Genomic DNA, 15,507 nt, shown 5'->3' with positions numbered 1-15,507 from the left:
CCTTCCCCCTCGCTTCGCGAGCGGGCCCCTTCCTTCTCCCACAGGGGGAGAAGGAGGTTGGTAGCGCTGCGGTTAGACGCCGCGCCCCTTACTCCTGCGAAACCAGCGCCGCCTTTTTCGGATCGTAGACCATCCCCTGCAGCGTTCCGTCGCCGATGCGCTGGACGATCTCGTCGATGATCGGGAGGGGGACCATGAACCATTCGCGGGGGCGGACCAGCTTGCCGAAGCGGTCGGGGATCTGGGCGTCGAAACGCACCCGGTCGAGCACGCGGTGGATCAGGCTTTCCAGGCGGGTGCGGCTGGGGATGTCGTAGAGCTTGTAGGTCGCGATGATGTCGACATCGGCCAGCAGGAAAGTGGCGTCGTCGCGGGCAGCGGCGACGCGCGCCTCGACCGATCCGCCGGTGATGCCGATCTTGTGGACCAGGTCGCGGTGCGCGGCCACGGTCGGGTGATCCGACCGGCTGCGCAGGACGTAGAGCGTGCCGCTGGCGAGCTGTTCGGGCTCGTCCACCGGCTCCGGGTCGGGTACGGTATAGGGGGCGCGGGTTTCCGCGAACAGCGGGCCGGCGCTGGGTTCGCTGATGCGGCGGCCGCCTTCGTCCTTGTACAGCGCGCGCTGGAGCGAGCGGAGCAGCAGGTCGCTTTCGGTGCCGTTGGAATAGATCACGCGCAGCCGGGCGTCGGTCTCCCCGTTCGGTGCCTTGATCGGCTCACCGACCTCCGCGACATAGGCGATCTGGCCCGCCAGGATGAAGAATTCGCCGGGCAGGATCTCGGCCTTGGACAGGCCGAGGTCGCGGACGAACGGGCGGCTGGTGCGCGCGCCCGATGCCAGGTCGGCCTCGACCCGGTCGAACAGCGGCTTGAAGGTGGCGAAGTCCTCGCAGCGTTTGGCGCTGGCGATCTCCTCCGCGGCCTTGCGTTCCTCGCTGGAGCGCACGTTGCGCAGCCGGGTGATATCCTCCGCGGCGCCATCGTCGATGCCGAGTTCCGCCAGCAGCGCATCGTCGTCGAGTTGTTCGGCCGGTGCGTCATCCGCGGACGCCGCCAGCAGGCCGTAGCGATCGAATTCGGCGAGCAGCGCGTGATACTCGGTGAGCGCGCGCAGGCGATCGAGCCGCACGGCATAGAGGCGTTCGAAGATGTCGCGATCCTCGCCATGCCGGGGTGCGCGGCCATGCTCCTCGCGGAACTTCACGATATCCTCGAACCCCGCGATGACGCGCTCCTCACGCGGGGTGCGGGCGCGGACCTTCTTGGGCGTCAGGTCTACGCCCAGTTCGGCCAGCAGTTCGTCGTCGGTCATGTCAGCCATTGGCGGCGGCCGCCTTTGCGCGGTAGCGGGCGAAGGCTGCCACGCCCTCGGCCAGTTGGCGCTCCCAGGGATCCTGCGACGTCGCCTCGGGCGCACGCCCGCGCTCGCGCTTCCACTGGAGCGCACGCATCGCATAGGCACGCGCCTCCTCTTCGCTCAGCGTCGTCTTGCGCGCGGAGATCGCCGCCTGGACCTGGCGCAGCGTATTCTCGTTCATCGCCCGCGCCAGGATCGCATAGGCGGCCTCGAACGGATTGATCCGGTCGATCAGGTCGATGTCGAGGTCGCGCACATTCATGAACTTGCGCACGCCGTCGACGAACGAGGTATTGGCCTTCAACTCGCCGCCGGCATCCTCGGTCGCGCTTTCGGTGACGATCTTCGCGGCCTGCTGCGTGACGTTCAGCGCGGCGATGGCGTGCTGGCGGATCGCTTCCTGGTCGGTCTCGCTCAACTCGGGATAGCGATCGCGCACGATCCTGCCCATGCGAACCTGGGTCAGTTCCTCGGGCACCACCTCGGGATCGAACAGGCCGCGCTCGATCGCCTGCCTGTCCTGGATGAAGCTGGTCAGCACCTCGTTGATGTCCTCGGCACAGATCCGCTTCGCCTCGGTCGAGCTGGGCAGGATCAGGTCCTTCAGCTCGAAATGGAACTGGCCGCGTTCCTCGTTGAAGCCGACATTGGTGCGGCCCTGCTGATAGCCATCGGGACCGTAATCGAACCCCTCCTTCGGCCCGGCATCCTTGGGCGTGAAGTCGAAGCGCGGGGCGAGCACCTGTTCCATCAACAGGCTGGCCGCGATCGCCTTCAGCGTGTCGTTGACTGCCTCCGCCACCACATCGTCGGCGGCGGCCGGTTCGGCGATCAGGTTGGTGAAGCGGGCGACGGTCTTGCCCGGCGCATCGCGGGTGGCGCGGCCGATGATCTGGATGATCTCGGTCAGGCTGGAGCGATAGCCGACGGTCAGCGCATGTTCGCACCAGATCCAGTCGAACCCCTCCTTCGCCATGCCCAGCGCGATGATGATGTCGACATGGTCGCGGTCGGTGCGCGCCTGCGGACTCTTGAGTGCGGCGGCGACGCGGTCGCGCCTGGCGGGATCGTCGTCGACCAGGTCGGCGACCTTGATCGTCGTGCCGGCGGCCGTCTCGATCAGGTGGAAGCCGGTGTCCGGATCGGTTCCCTTCCAGCTGCCGAGGTGATCCATGATCTCCTCGACCTCGCGATGCTTGTCCTTGGTGCTTTCGCGGCTGTTGACGCTGGGGATATGGACGATCGTCTTCGTGCCCGGATCGAGCAGGTCGACGATCTTGTCGACATAGCGGCCGGTGTAGAAGCTGTAGGCGATGTCGAGCGTCTTGAGGTAGCGATAGCCGTTGAGCTGTTCGTAATAGGTGTAGGTGACGGTGACGAACTTCGCCTCGTCCTCCGGGCTCAGCACCGCGGCGGCATCACCGCGAAAATAGCTGCCGGTCATCGCGACCAGATGCACCCGGTCGCGCGCGATCAGCTGGCCCAGCTGCGCGCCCAGGCGATTGTCGGGATTGGCGGAGACATGGTGGAACTCGTCGACCGCGATCAGCCGGTCGTCGAACGCCTCGATCCCCAGCTCGTCCACCGCAAAGCGGAAGGTGGCGTGGGTGCACACCAGCACGCGATCGTCGCCGGCCAGGAATTCGCCGACCGCCTTCACCTTGGACTTCGCCACCTTCACATCGTCCGCGCCCGGCGTGTTGCACAGGTTCCAGTGCGGCTTCACCGTCCAGTCGGCCCAGAAGCCGTGGGCGGACAGCGGTTCGTCGGCGAAGCTGCCGCCGATCGATCGTTCGGGAACGACGATGATCGCCTGGCGCACGCCCTGATTGGCGAGCTTGTCGAGCGCGATGAACATGAGTGCGCGCGACTTGCCCGAGGCCGGCGGCGATTTGATCAGCAGATATTGCTCGCCGCGGTGCGCATAGGCGCGCGCCTGCATCGGGCGCATGCCGAGTTCGTTGGCGCTGGACGAGGCGCCGGTGTGGGCGGTGACCAGGCGGACGGCGGGGATGGGGCGGGTTTCGGTCATTCGTTGAACAGCTCGCTATGGGTGCCGGCGCGGACGAAATCGACGGTGCCGCTTTTACCGGCAGCGTCGTCAATCTGGTAGATCAGCAGCAAGCCGCCGTCGATGTGACAGTGGCGGTAGCCGGACCATTCGCCCTTGAGCGGATGATCCTTCCATTCGGGGCCGAGCGGCCCGTCGTTGGCGATCAGCAGCAGGATGACCGATTTGAACAGCCGCATATCGTATCGGCCGGATCGATCCAGTCGCTCCCAATCCTTGGTGAAGGATTTGCGATAGCTGCCGGCGCGCGGATGGCGCGCGCGCTTACTCGCCACGCTGGAGGCTGGCCAACATGTCTTCGGCGTTCTCGAAGGGCTGCGCGCGCCCGGCCTTGATGTCTTCCATCATCTGGCGCGACTCTTCCATTGCTGCCCGCGTGTCCGCATTGGGCACCTTCAGCTCCAGCGGAAAGGCCTGCTCGGCGACGATGCGATGGAACAGCAGCCGCACCGCATCCGCCGTCGACAGCCCGATCGCATCGAGCGCCGCCGTCGCATCGGCCTTCAACTTGTCATCCATCCGCACGTGGAGCATGGACGTCGCCATCATTGCCTCCTGTATCTCAATTGCGATACATAATGGATCGGGCGCGGGGGTTCAAGCGGATGGTCGGACCCCGGGTGCCCGCTTCGGCGGCACGCTTCGACTACTTGCCTGCCTGTTCATGGTGATCGACGAACGCAGCGACCGAGCCGTAATGATCCCGTACGCGCGTCTGCACCTTCCGCATCATTTCGCGTCCGCGTTCTGCCCAGCCATGCGCCTCGAACATGCCGGCGAAGCCACCATATTTGGCGGTCGCGATGCGAGAAATCGCCTTGGCGTCGCCGCCCGGTTCGAACTGACTCATTGGTCCTCCCCCAGACGCAGGCCGAACTGTTCCCGCAGAAAATCGGCGGTTTGCGGATCATAGATTTTGCAGGCGATCGCCTGGTTCGCAAAGATGCCTTGATACGTCTTCGCATCTGCCCGGCCGAAGGTGCGCCGCCAATCGACGCCGACCACATAGGCGGCGCGATCGGGATCATCCGCGAACTGCGTCAGGTAACGCGTCGGCAGCACCTCGATCAGTTTTCGTCCGTCCGCCAGCACGAACTCGGACGCCAGCGTCTTCTCGGTCGTGACGCGGCCATAGCCGAGATAGCCGGTCTTTTTCTGATAGTAGAAGATCGGTGCGCCGATCTCGAGCCGGTCGAGCTGATTGGTATAGTGACGGCCACCATCGGCCGTGAAGAAACCGTGCTGGCGCAATTCTTCCCACGGCCGATCCTCCTCGGCGCCCCCGGTGACATAGTAGAGGCCGGACCAGGGTGCGCGCGCCTTTTTGACGGCGCGATCCTTGACCTCCTCCTGATCCAACAGGCTTTCGGTGGTCAGCCATTCATGACCCTCGGCGCCGAAGATGTTGAAGAAGCTGGCGTTGATGCCGACATCATGTTCTTCGGACAGATATTCGATGATCCGCTTGGTCGCTTCGTCGACCTCGCTGGCCACCACGATCATCTGATGCGAGGCGTTGAGGGTTTCCGGCACGGCCTTGGCATAGCGGTCGCGGTAGAGATCGGGCAGCGATCGTCCGGTCGCGGCGCGCGCCAGTTCGTGAACGTCCTTCGTCGTCAGGTGGCGGACCCAGGACGCATAGTCGAGCACCTGTCCGACGATATCGCGCGGGGATCGGTCTCGCTTCAATTCGACGATGATCAGATTGCCGTCCTCGTCCATCGCGAGCAGGTCGATCCGCTTGCCATGGTCGGTCGCCACCTGTCGCCCGATGATGATGCCATCGACGCCGATCAGGCTGAGGTCGGACGCGACCCAGTCCTCGATCCGGCTTTCGAGATCGAGCGGCTTGCGACGGCTTTCCACCAGCCCGTTTTCAGCAATGCGGAACAGGCGGGTCATGCGACCTTCCTGCCTTTCTTCGCCTTGGGCTGGTCGGCAGTCATCTTCGTGTAGAGGTCGAACAGCTTCTCCAGCCGTTCGGTATCGTTGCGGAAGCGGCGGCCGATATAGATGCGCTCCAGCACCTCGTCATTCTCGTCATGCGCGCGGCGCAGGTCGTCGGGCATCGCATCGGGATCGTAGAGATCGGCGATGGTCGCGGGGAAATGGGCTTCGCGGGCGAGCAGGATATTCTCGGCGGTGCGGGTGAGGTCGGCCTTGTCTTGTTCGGTGAGCTTGGGGACGGGGAAGGTGTTCCAGCCGAGGGTACTTGAGTAGCGGTAGTCGGTCTTGATCCTACCGCAGACCGCACCGATCCACGTCAGGTGCAGCTTAGAGCAAAGCAAAGATAGGTTCCAAATGTCACGATTAAGTAAAGCGAAAGCACCGTCTGCCACCACGGACCCTCGGGGCTGAAGACTTACCGGTAGGTATGGCCGTGCTTCAGAGGAATGGCGGGGGACAAGTACAATCACTTCATCGCCAACCTGGCGAACCTGTTGAAAAAGATAGGGAGTCTGAGCGCCTGCTTTCGTCAACGGCTTCGTACTCGCCGACCGGAATGCGCCTACTTCAGTAACTCTTTTGGCGATTCCATAGATTGACAGCGCACGCCTACTTTCGTCGGGGCGGATCCATATACAGTAACGAGTTTTTCCCTGGATAGTGTCAGCGGCACCTACAAATGGACGGACGAAATCCTTTGCTTCTACGCTCTCCGCGCGTAACAAATCCGCTTGCGTACTGTCCATTATCAGGTGGCCGCCGTCAGCCGGCTTGTTCCCATTTATCATAGGTCCGATGGCCGAGATGGGATCGGTCTGCGCGTCAACCAGCACGTCCGCATACGGAACTAGGTATGCGTTGATGTTAGCTACTTCTCGACGAGCGAAGCCATCGCGTTGCTCGTTATAGTAGATTACGGGGCGATTCGCGGAGGGCCTTGCCAGTCCAATGACCACGACGGTCACCCCAGCATTATGCGATGCAAGATTTCTCCACTTGAAGCTGGTGTGAGCAAACGAAATAGTGAGGCCGCCTGAGGTTATCATAGGCCAAAGCCGGGCTACCTGCTCGCCTTGAGTGATCGAATTGGTGGTAACAAAAGCGCACGATGATGCGGCGAGTCGGTTGTATATCGCAAACTTTACGAACCAGCCCGAAACGTAATCAAGCGATTTCCAAGAGTCGGTCATAGAAGAAAGTAAAAATTCTGAATCCGACTTTTGCTGCTCGTTTTGCTCCGTTCCGCCTTTATACGGCGGGTTGCCGCAGATATACGTTTCCGCCTCCCGGCCACCCTCCAGCCCGTTCACGTCCAGCGCCAGCCGCCCCGTCGGCCCGGCCAGATCCTCCTCCGCCACCATCTCCGCCCCGACCGGCGGACAAACCTCCAACCAATCCAAACGCAACGCATTCCCCACCGTAATCTGCCCCGTCTTGTGCAGCGGCAGCACCATCGCGCGGGCCTCCTGCTGGCTGAGGTAGAGGCAATCGGCCTGGAACTCGGCGATCAGCAAGGCGAGGCGGGCGATCTCTGCCGCGAAGCCCTTGATCTCGATGCCGTAGAAGTTGCTCAAGGGGATGACGCTGCGGCGTTCGTCGAGCTTTAGGTTGGCTTCGCCGCCCAGGCGGGTGACGATCTGTGCCTCGATACCGCGCATTTCCTTGTACGCGATCACCAGGAAATTGCCCGATCCGCAGGCGGGGTCGAACAGGCGGATCCGCGCGAGGCGGCGGCGCAGGGTGCGCAGTTTCGCCTTGCTGTCGCCCGCGCCCTCCAGCTGGTCGCGCAGGTCGTCGAGGAACAGCGGGTTGAGGACCTTCAGGATGTTGGGCACGCTGGTATAGTGCATGCCCAGCTCGCCGCGTTCGCCATCGTCGGCGACCGCCTGGATCATCGATCCGAAGATGTCGGGGTTGATCTCCTTCCAGTCGAGCTCGCCGGCGCGCAGGAGGTAGGCGCGGGCGGTACGGCTGAAGCGCGGGCATTCGGTGACGCCGGTGAACAGGCCGCCATTCACATAGGGGAAGACATCGGCATAGGGGCGGATGGCCGCGGCCTTGCGGTACCGGTCGTCGAGATTGCCGTCATGGGTGACGGGGGTGTCCATCGCGCGGAACAGTTCGGCCAGGACGAGGTGGGTATTGCCCCATTGATCCGGGCCGCTGCCATGGCCGGCATGGCTCATCTGATCGACGGTCGCGGTGAACTGATTGTCGCGGAAGATGCCGGTATCCTCGGCGAAGAAGCAGAAGATCAGCCGTGCCATGAACTGGTTGAGTTCGTGGCGGCGATCCTCGGTCGCCCAGTCGGGATTGTCCTTCAGCAGCTCGACATAGAGGCGGTTGAGCCGGCCGGTTGCCTTGACGTCGATCGGGTTGTTCTTGATCTCCTTGACCGTCGAAATGCCGGCCAGCGGCAGGAACATCGCGAAGTGGCGCGGCAGATCGGCAAAGGCGCAGGCGACCGCATCGCCGGAGACCAGATCCTCGGCCTCGACCATGTCGCCATCGGTGGCGAGCAGGAACTTTGCCTTGGCGGCCGCGGTCTTCGGGCTGGCACGCAGCGCGGCGAGGGTCGCGCTCACCTGACCCGCGGGGGCGACGGCGATGTGGATGTTGGCCCGTTGGAGCACGGCGCCGGGGACGTCGGAGGCGTTGGAATCGCCCTTGCGCAGCCGCTTGAGCGTGGTGTCCTTCGCACCGAAGGCCTGGAGGAACTGAAAGGGGAATTCGGCCGCGTCGAACGGCTGGAGCACCAGGTCGGAAACGGCTTCTTCGATTTCTACGGCATTCATTCGTCACGCAGTCCCGGTGGCCGGCGCGGGCGATGGCGCCGGTGATTCCGGCGACCTTAGATAAGGAAGCGGGGTTCGTCATGGGGGATATGGGCGCGTTCTTCGGACATGTTCAGGGGTGTCGCGGTGATCCGGCGCGACGATCCCCCGACCCGCCCAGGTTTCCCCTTGCAAGCTCGCCACCGTACGATATGATATAGTATATCATAAGCGGGGGTTGCATTGCGAAACTGGGTGGGCGGCGGGTTCGTCGTGGCTGGGGTGTTGGCGGGGATCGGGTCGCCGGCGATGGCGCAGGATGCGGGGTCGGTGCCGGCGGCGGGCTCGGTCGGGGGCGAGGGACGAGAGGGCGTCGCGCAGGATCGGGGGGGCGATGGTGAACCTGCCCAACCTGCCGACCCTGCCGAGACCACCGGCAACGATATCCTGGTCACGGGATCGCTGATCCGGGGCCTGCCGCGCGAATATGTCGCCAGTCCCGTGTTCACCTATGGCAAGGCGGACCTTGCGCGGTCGGGGGCGAGTTCGGTCAGCGAATATATGCTGACCATCCCGCAGAATTTCACCGGCGACCTGAGCGATTTCGGGTCGTCGGCGTCGAGCATCGGCACCGGGCTGGGGTCGGGCACCACCTATAATCAATATGACGGATTTGCCGGGTTCGCGCTGCGCGGGCTGGCGTCGGACGCGACGCTGACGCTGCTCAACGGGCGGCGGATGGCGTCGGTCGGGATGATCGAGGCGCCGACGGTTTCGGTGATCCCCTCCGCGCTGATCGAGCGGATCGACATCATCTCCGATGGGGCGTCGGCGACCTATGGCGCCGATGCGGTCGCGGGCGTCGTCAACATCGTGACGCGCAAGCCGAAGGACGGAATCGAGCTGCGCGCGCGCGGGGCGACCGCGACGCAGACGGGGTCGAAGAATTGGGAGGCCAGCGCGCTGGCCGGGCACAGCTGGGGCAGCGGCAGCGTCTATGCGATGGCGATGGTCCAGAAACGATCGCCCTATATCGAGGATCCGATCCTGGTCAGCGGAACCCGGCTCCAGATCACCCAGCTTCCCGAGGAGCAGATCAGCGGCTTCTATGCCGGCATTCGCCAGGAGGTGGGCAATGTCACCGTCTCGGTCGATGCGTCGCGGTTCCAGCGCGACCGCGACGCGCTGCGCAACTACCCGGACCTGTTGTCGTTCAACCGGCTGTACCGGGCGCGGACGATCGGCCATTCGGTCAACGGCAACGTCCATTGGCAGGGCGAGGGCGAGACGTCGGTCGACCTGAACATCGACTATGGCCACAACCGGTCGTCGAGCCATTTGTTCTCCGGGCCGCCGCCCTATACGGTGCCGCGGACGCGCTACACTTATCGCAACAGCCTGTTCGCGGCGGAGCTGAGCGGGCAGACACGGCTGGCGTCGCTTCCGGCCGGGCCGGTGATCGTCGCGGGCGGCGTCCAGTACCGCGAAGAGGCGCTGCGCACCGATGCGAAGATCTTCTTCAACCTGAACGGCGGCACGCGCCGGACGAAGTCGGTGTTCGGCGAGGTCAACGTGCCGCTGGTCGCGCCGGAGCAGGACATTCCCCTCGTCCGCTCGCTGACGCTGTCGGCGGCGTCGCGCTACGAGGATCTGGGGTTCGACCACGCCTTTGCCCCCAAGGTCGGGATGCGCTGGCAGGTGGACCGGTCGATCGCGCTGCGCGGCACCTGGGCGCGGTCGTTCCTGACGCCGCGATTCCGCGATACGATCGGCATCGCGGAGCAGGTGTCGTTCTGGAACTATCCCTATGCGTTCCTGAAGCCGGGCGATCAGAATGCGGCGCTGCCCGCGGGCAATGCGATCGTGATGTTCCGGTCGGGCGCCAATCCCGATTTGCGGACGCAGAAGGCGGATACGGTGACCGCGGGCATCGACCTGACCCCGGTGATGATCCCGGGGCTGACGGTCAAGGCGGGCTATTACCGGATCCGGATCACCGGGCGGATCGTCACGCCGTCGCAGGATGACAGCGTGACCTCGCCCGCGCTCCAGGTGTTCAACATCGACAGCCCGAGCGCGGCGCAGATCGAGCGGGTCGTGCGCAATCCGACGGTGTCGCGCTGGTTCACCGCCGACATCCCGTCGCTGGAGGATGCGCTCTATTCCAGCTATAGCCAGATCCCGGCGACGCTGCTGGCGCAGGTGCAGGCGATCGCGGACATCCGGCCGCAGAATTTCGGCATCGAGACGACCGACGGGATCGACCTGGACCTGAATTATCGCGGCCGGATGCTGGGCGGCGACGTGTCGCTGCACGCGACCGGGCAGTATATCCTGGGCCTGACGCTGAAGGCGCCGGGCGGGGCGGCGGTGTCGCGGCTGGACGGCTATGCGCAGCCGTCCGACCTGCGGCTGAACGGAACGCTGATGTGGGGACGCGGCGGGGTTTCGGGCGGGACGGTGGTGAATTATGTCGACGGCTTTACCGACAACCGGCCGGGCCGGACGCCGCGCAGGGTCGGGGCGTTCACGACCGTGTCGGCGTTTCTGGGCGTGGACCTGGGGCGGCTGTCGTCGGCGCCTGCGTTCAGGAACAGCGAGGTCCAGCTGGTCGTCGCGAACCTGTTCAACCAGCGTCCGTCGCAAGTGGTCGATGCGGTGCTGGGCTATGATCCGTATAATAATCCGACGACCCCGCGGTCGATCGGGGTGATGCTGAGCAAGCGGTTCGAGTGAGGGGGGCGTGCGGGGCGAGGCGTTGCGCGGCGGATTGCGCGAGAGCCTGAGCCGCCGGATGTGCCGACCGGTGGATGCCGGCACTTCGGCCGGCATGACGGGGAGTGGGCACAGCCGGGGCGCCGCTGCCAGCGTGACATCAGTCCGCCGCGCCCGTACCGCCGACCAGCGCTGCCACCGGGATCAGTCCTTCCGCCCTGGTCAGCGCGGCGTGGATGGGCGCATTTTCCGCGCCGTGGCAGCCGGTGTAGAAGGACAATTGGTCGCGGTCGTCCCAGCGGACCTCGATCGCTCGCATGTCGGTAATGGCGCGCTCGCAGCCCGGTTGCCCGGCGTAGAGCGTGCGTTCGCCGCGGGGCGAGAGCCTCGGCGATCTCGCGGTAGCGCGCGGGCATCAGGGCGAGCGGCGCTCGCCCTGGACCTGCGCGAACTGTCCGCCCGTGAAGATGCCGCCGTGATCGGTCAGGCTTGCTTCCCATGCCGGGCAGGTGCCGCCGCAGACGCCGGTCGCGAACTGGATCTGGGCGGGCAGGTCGGACGGGGCGGGTGCAGCGGCGGTGCAGCCGGCCAGCAGCGCCGAGGCGAGCAGCAGGCGCATGCCTGGTCGACCATTTAATTGATCCACTCGCGCGCCCGGCCTCCCTTGGGCGCCAACCCGTCCAACCTTGGCGCGCGTCCAACTCCCCCTGACGGGCTCAGAGCCGGCGTTCGGCGAGCTGGAACTCGGTTCGAGTGGTATGTCGCGCGGGTCATTCCGATGATCGGTCGATACGGCCAATCATCTCCATTCCGGAGCAGCTTGGGTGGAGGCGTGCATGCAATAGGATATGATGTAAGCGTCGACGCGGGCGTTGTCAGCAAAGGGGAATAGATGGTCGCGTTTTCTTCGGTGGCGGTGCAGGGGCTGCTTGCGTTTAATCTGATCTGCACGGGGCAGACGACGTTCAAGGGAGAGGTGCATCCTTTCCTGAACGTAATTCGCGTGGACCTGAAGTCGGGCAGGTTCTGCGAGCAGGACTGCAAGTTGATCAAACCGTTGGCTCGGGTAATTTCAACGGAGCTTGTGTTCGAGGATCGTGACGCCGACGGTGTGTTCTGGAATATGCGCTATATACGTGAAACGGGCACGTATTTCAGCGAGGTAAGGATGCAGGTGGGCTCAAGCGAAATTGCGCGTTGGGACGCTGGATCCTGTAAACGCGGTGCGTTCACTGGCTTCCCTGCGACGGCGAAGGTGAAGGGACAGGACTGACGATTCCGTCAGGCGCTGTGGTGCCAGATCGCCAGGCGGCGCGTTCCTATCCCTTCACGCTTGTCCTTCAGTCCCGCTTGCCGAAGATATGCGGCTCGATGCTCATCCGTGGCCCTCTTCAGCCGCTCCTTGGCGCAGTGCGAATGGGCATAGACGCTCTGCCACGCGTCGCTGCGGCTCCCGTCGTCCCAGTCCCACAGGCTCTCGACGACGATCATCACCGCACCGGTATCGGCGCGGTCGATGTTCTCGGCACAGAACCAGCAACTATAGTCGTTCATGGTGGCGAAGGTCGTACGCGGGTGCGCGGGCGGAAAGGGCGTGCGGTGGCGGTGGCGACGGATGCATAAATTGTCGCCACTATGGATGTGTGGCTGCCCAAGTGCATCGGCGGGCGTTTCATTGAGCGCCTTGCGGGCCTGGAGGATTTGGCCAGCGTCGCTCCGCCATGACGGCAAGGATGATCAGGACGGCGACCATGATGGTGCAATGAGAAGCGTTTACGCCAGGCTGGCGCCCCGTGAGCGCGGAAGGGCGGTGCGGTGACCTGGCGTCCGATCGCGTTCGTGGTTCCGGCGGTGGCGCTGGCGCTTGCCGGGTGCGGCGCGCCGGAAGGCCCGCCGCGGGAGACGGGCAACGAGATGCGCGCGCAGCCATCGTCCGCGCCCGCCACCTTCACCTTTCCGGCCATCGACATTCCCGAAAATCATCATGGCGATCCCAAAATCCCCGATGGCCCGGCCAGGCGGATCCGCTTCGACGACGGAAGCCGGGTGACGCTGCGCGGATGGAGGATACTTGCCAAATTCGGGCTGAGCGACAGCCTGTGCGGCGTGCGCATCGGCGGGCAGCATCTGGAGACGATCGGCGCTGGTGAAACCGATACCTATAGCTGCCTCGAGCTTGTCGATGCGGGTGCCTTGCCCTCGGCGGGGTCCACGCGGCGGATCGGGTTGCTCTACGAGGTCAGCGGCGCTGCCCCGTCCAGCCCCACGTTCCGCACCGCGATCATCCTGCTGGGCGACCGCACGGGCTGGCGCGTCGATCCCGAAAGCCTGGGTACGTACGACAGCACCGAGGCGGCGAGGTCGATCCGGGCACTTGCCAGGGCAGTGCGCTGAACGGGTGGCGGATCGCGCTCCTTGACTGCCCGACCGTGCCAGCGCCGGAGATGCGGAATGTGCCGCGCGGTGGATTCCGGCACTTCGGCCGGCGTGACGGGGAGGGGATCGGGATCAGCCACCCCGCTCGCTGGCCGGGGCCGGGGGCGCCCGCGGTCGCATCTTTCGCCTTGGCGCGCGGCACGGGGCATGGTTCTATATCGACATGGCGGTGGTTGGCATGACCTGGTGGATGGCTGCGGGCCTGATCGCGACGATCTATTGCATCGTCCGCGTGGTGCTTGACCTGCGGGAGAAGCGCTATGTCTGGGCGGGGATTGGTGCGTGCTGCGCGGCGCTGCTGCTGTTCGCGCCGAACGAGGCGCATGTGGTGAAGATCGATTTGCCGCAAAGGTCGCGCTGAACAGGGGGCAGGCGCGATCGGGAGATGGGTGTGCGGGTGATGGTGGTTCTGGCGGCGATGCTGATCGCTGCGCCTGCCGCGGCGCAAGATGCCGGGCGGGCGCCCGAGGCCGCGCCCGAGGCGGAGGCGCCAGCGCAGGTGCTGCTGAGCCGAGGCGCGCTGGATGCGATCTCCGACCGGTGCAAGGCGCGGCGGCGGTGGCTGGTGCGGGACGGCAATGCCATCGCGCTTCGGTTCGATCGGTCTGCTGCCGCAGGGCCGGGCAACTGCGTGCTCGAGGCGCTCAGGCGCAGCAATGCGGGGCCGGTGGGATTTACCGGGAATGACAGCGAGCGCTGAGCGGCGGGCGGGTCGTGGCCTTGACCGGCTGAGTGCGCAGGAGCCTGACCTGCTGGATGTGCCGCGCGGTGGATGCTGGCACTTCGGCCGGCATGACGGGGAGTGGTTGCCTCAAAACGGCCGTCACCCCGGCTGGAATGCCGGGGTCCACCCGTCCTCCATCCCGGAGCGTCGGTGCGCGGGGCGATTGCCTGGCGCGGGTGACGCCTGATCAGTATCCGCGCCGCGTCAGCTCGCGCTTGATCAGCGCGATCGTCTTGAAGCGGAAGGTCGTGGCGCTGCCGTCGCGGCGGCTGCATTCGCAGCCGATGCCGCCGAAGATCCTGCTGGGGCCCGCCAGGTAGGTCAGCGCCGCCTGGCCGGGGCGCGGGGTGTCGAACAGGCGGACTTCGTAGAAGGCGCCGCCATAGTCGTAATGGACCTGGGGCCATTTCAGCAGCACGATCAGCTCGCGGTCGGCGTCGCGGTCGGCATTGGCGAAGCCGATCGCCGCGACCTCGGCAGTGCCGCCTTCCTCCTCGGCATCGGTCACCGCGATGCGGCGCCAGCTGCCATCGGCGCTGCGCGAGAGCAGGACGATCCTGCGGGTTTCGATTTTATAGCCCTTGTCGGTGATTTGCCGGACCAGATGGTCGGCAAAGACCGCGGGCGTGCCGTTCCAGACGGTCTCGACGACCTGGAGCTCGTCCTCGGGCTGGCCCAGCACGCGCGCGGCGAAGGCGGTGGCGGGCTCGTCCGCCGCGCGCCGGAGCGCGGGCTGCGCCGCGGCGGGGGCAGGGAGGAGCGCGGTCAGGGCGAGGAGCAGGGCGGCGGCGGGGGCGGGGCGAATCTTCATAGGGGCGGTGTAGCACGAGGTGGTCATTGCCGCTTGCCGGCGGTGCGCGGTCCGGCGCAGGGTGGGTTCATGGATGATCCGGACGACGCCGAAGAGGAACGCTGGTGCGCGAGCCAGCGGGCGGGCGTGATCGCTTATTTGCGCGGGCAGGGCGTGGCGCAGGGCGAAGCGGGCGAGTGGCCGGCCTGGCATGTCTGGCCCTATGTCGCGCTGTGAGCGATCGAGAGTGTGCAGTATCCGGGGTCGGCCGGGTGGTGGGCGATCTCGGGCGACCTGCCCAATGATTATGTAGGCTGCGGTCCGGAACGTCATCCGCGCGGGGGGCTGCGCGACACCGCCACCCGGTAGAAGGTTGCGGCCTGGCGATGGGCCGTCGGTGAGGACATGGCGGACTTTTGGTTGGGCACGCCGGAGGACCAGGCGACGCTTGCGCCATTGCTGGCCACGCGGGCGGAGATGCTGCTGGAGTTCTCCGGGGACGATGAACTTTGGGACTAGGATGCGTGAGGGGGCAGTCAGGCTAACTCCACAGTCAAGCTGTCGGTGAGGGGGGCCTGTCAGGATTTCCGTGTGCGGGCGGGCATAATGGTTAGGAAGGAGATCCCCTATGTCCCGACGCAAAGAGCCTGCGATCCCGAACGAGCTTCTCGACCAGCTACTGGCGGGCGGCGC

17 protein-coding genes are annotated in these 15,507 nt (G+C 65.4%); 6 read left to right on the top strand and 11 right to left on the bottom strand.

What is annotated here, in order from left to right; translation table 11 throughout:
* Positions 1 to 88: 88 nt before the first annotated feature.
* The 7 genes from TPR58_RS22205 to TPR58_RS22175 all read right to left on the bottom strand — a co-directional run bounded on the left by TPR58_RS22205 (position 89) and on the right by TPR58_RS22175 (position 8,170).
* On the bottom strand, positions 89 to 1,321 hold the full coding sequence (locus TPR58_RS22205) for a GIY-YIG nuclease family protein (RefSeq protein ID WP_346248966.1): 1,233 nt from the start codon (positions 1,319 to 1,321) through the stop codon (positions 89 to 91).
* Entirely contained in the window at positions 1,314 to 3,389 is a 2,076-nt protein-coding gene (locus TPR58_RS22200; protein ID WP_346248965.1) for a DEAD/DEAH box helicase, read from the bottom strand. The genes TPR58_RS22205 and TPR58_RS22200 overlap by 8 nt, the downstream gene beginning before the upstream one ends.
* Complete coding sequence (locus TPR58_RS22195; protein WP_346248964.1) at positions 3,386 to 3,703, bottom strand: type II toxin-antitoxin system YafQ family toxin; 318 nt, start codon at positions 3,701 to 3,703, stop codon at positions 3,386 to 3,388. Before TPR58_RS22195 ends, TPR58_RS22200 begins: the two co-directional genes overlap by 4 nt.
* Positions 3,693 to 3,974 carry a type II toxin-antitoxin system RelB/DinJ family antitoxin gene (locus TPR58_RS22190; RefSeq protein ID WP_346248963.1) on the bottom strand — a complete coding sequence of 94 codons (282 nt, stop codon included), beginning with the start codon at positions 3,972 to 3,974 and terminating at the stop codon, positions 3,693 to 3,695. The genes TPR58_RS22195 and TPR58_RS22190 overlap by 11 nt, the downstream gene beginning before the upstream one ends.
* Before the next feature lie 100 nt (positions 3,975 to 4,074).
* A complete protein-coding gene (locus TPR58_RS22185) occupies positions 4,075 to 4,278 on the bottom strand; it encodes a hypothetical protein (protein ID WP_346248962.1) in 204 nt (67 codons plus the stop codon).
* Positions 4,275 to 5,330, bottom strand: a complete 1,056-nt coding sequence (locus tag TPR58_RS22180) for an endonuclease NucS domain-containing protein (protein ID WP_346248961.1) — start codon at positions 5,328 to 5,330, stop codon at positions 4,275 to 4,277. Before TPR58_RS22180 ends, TPR58_RS22185 begins: the two co-directional genes overlap by 4 nt.
* On the bottom strand, positions 5,327 to 8,170 hold the full coding sequence (locus TPR58_RS22175; RefSeq protein ID WP_346248960.1) for a class I SAM-dependent DNA methyltransferase: 2,844 nt from the start codon (positions 8,168 to 8,170) through the stop codon (positions 5,327 to 5,329). The genes TPR58_RS22180 and TPR58_RS22175 overlap by 4 nt, the downstream gene beginning before the upstream one ends.
* Before the next feature lie 252 nt (positions 8,171 to 8,422).
* Between TPR58_RS22175 and TPR58_RS22170 the strand changes: the two genes are divergently transcribed.
* Complete coding sequence (locus TPR58_RS22170; protein WP_346248959.1) at positions 8,423 to 10,885, top strand: TonB-dependent receptor plug domain-containing protein; 2,463 nt, start codon at positions 8,423 to 8,425, stop codon at positions 10,883 to 10,885.
* Positions 10,886 to 11,024: 139 nt separating this feature from the next.
* Here TPR58_RS22170 and TPR58_RS22165 read toward each other — a convergent pair whose 3' ends face one another.
* Both TPR58_RS22165 and TPR58_RS22160 read right to left on the bottom strand, forming a co-directional pair.
* Positions 11,025 to 11,183 carry a hypothetical protein gene (locus tag TPR58_RS22165; RefSeq protein WP_346248958.1) on the bottom strand — a complete coding sequence of 53 codons (159 nt, stop codon included), beginning with the start codon at positions 11,181 to 11,183 and terminating at the stop codon, positions 11,025 to 11,027.
* 96 nt (positions 11,184 to 11,279) lie between these two features.
* Complete coding sequence (locus tag TPR58_RS22160) at positions 11,280 to 11,483, bottom strand: hypothetical protein (protein ID WP_346248957.1); 204 nt, start codon at positions 11,481 to 11,483, stop codon at positions 11,280 to 11,282.
* A 273-nt stretch (positions 11,484 to 11,756) separates the two neighbouring features.
* Between TPR58_RS22160 and TPR58_RS22155 the strand changes: the two genes are divergently transcribed.
* Positions 11,757 to 12,137: a hypothetical protein gene (locus tag TPR58_RS22155; protein WP_346248956.1), complete on the top strand. Its 381-nt coding sequence runs from the start codon at positions 11,757 to 11,759 to the stop codon at positions 12,135 to 12,137.
* Positions 12,138 to 12,145: 8 nt separating this feature from the next.
* Here the strand turns inward: TPR58_RS22155 and TPR58_RS22150 are convergent, their stop codons facing one another.
* Positions 12,146 to 12,418 carry a hypothetical protein gene (locus tag TPR58_RS22150; protein ID WP_346248955.1) on the bottom strand — a complete coding sequence of 91 codons (273 nt, stop codon included), beginning with the start codon at positions 12,416 to 12,418 and terminating at the stop codon, positions 12,146 to 12,148.
* 261 nt (positions 12,419 to 12,679) lie between these two features.
* Here TPR58_RS22150 and TPR58_RS22145 point away from each other — a divergent pair, with 261 nt between their 5' ends.
* From TPR58_RS22145 to TPR58_RS22135, 3 genes are all read left to right on the top strand, one after another.
* Positions 12,680 to 13,258 carry a hypothetical protein gene (locus tag TPR58_RS22145; protein ID WP_346248954.1) on the top strand — a complete coding sequence of 193 codons (579 nt, stop codon included), beginning with the start codon at positions 12,680 to 12,682 and terminating at the stop codon, positions 13,256 to 13,258.
* Positions 13,259 to 13,478: 220 nt separating this feature from the next.
* Positions 13,479 to 13,661 carry a hypothetical protein gene (locus TPR58_RS22140; RefSeq protein WP_346248953.1) on the top strand — a complete coding sequence of 61 codons (183 nt, stop codon included), beginning with the start codon at positions 13,479 to 13,481 and terminating at the stop codon, positions 13,659 to 13,661.
* A 36-nt stretch (positions 13,662 to 13,697) separates the two neighbouring features.
* Positions 13,698 to 14,000 (top strand): hypothetical protein, encoded by a 303-nt coding sequence (locus TPR58_RS22135; protein ID WP_346248952.1) that lies wholly within the window; start codon positions 13,698 to 13,700, stop codon positions 13,998 to 14,000.
* A gap of 211 nt (positions 14,001 to 14,211) precedes the next feature.
* Here the strand turns inward: TPR58_RS22135 and TPR58_RS22130 are convergent, their stop codons facing one another.
* Positions 14,212 to 14,835 (bottom strand): hypothetical protein, encoded by a 624-nt coding sequence (locus TPR58_RS22130; protein WP_346248951.1) that lies wholly within the window; start codon positions 14,833 to 14,835, stop codon positions 14,212 to 14,214.
* Positions 14,836 to 14,904: 69 nt separating this feature from the next.
* On the opposite strand from TPR58_RS22130, the gene TPR58_RS22125 reads away from it, so the two are divergent.
* A complete protein-coding gene (locus TPR58_RS22125) occupies positions 14,905 to 15,051 on the top strand; it encodes a hypothetical protein (protein ID WP_346248950.1) in 147 nt (48 codons plus the stop codon).
* The last annotated feature ends 456 nt before the right edge of the window (positions 15,052 to 15,507 follow it).

This window comes from Sphingomonas rustica (assembly GCF_039652585.1).
In the GTDB taxonomy this organism is placed as follows: domain Bacteria; phylum Pseudomonadota; class Alphaproteobacteria; order Sphingomonadales; family Sphingomonadaceae; genus Sphingomonas; species Sphingomonas rustica.
The sequence above is the reverse complement of the archived record's forward strand: the minus strand, read 5'-3'. Positions and strand labels throughout refer to the sequence as shown.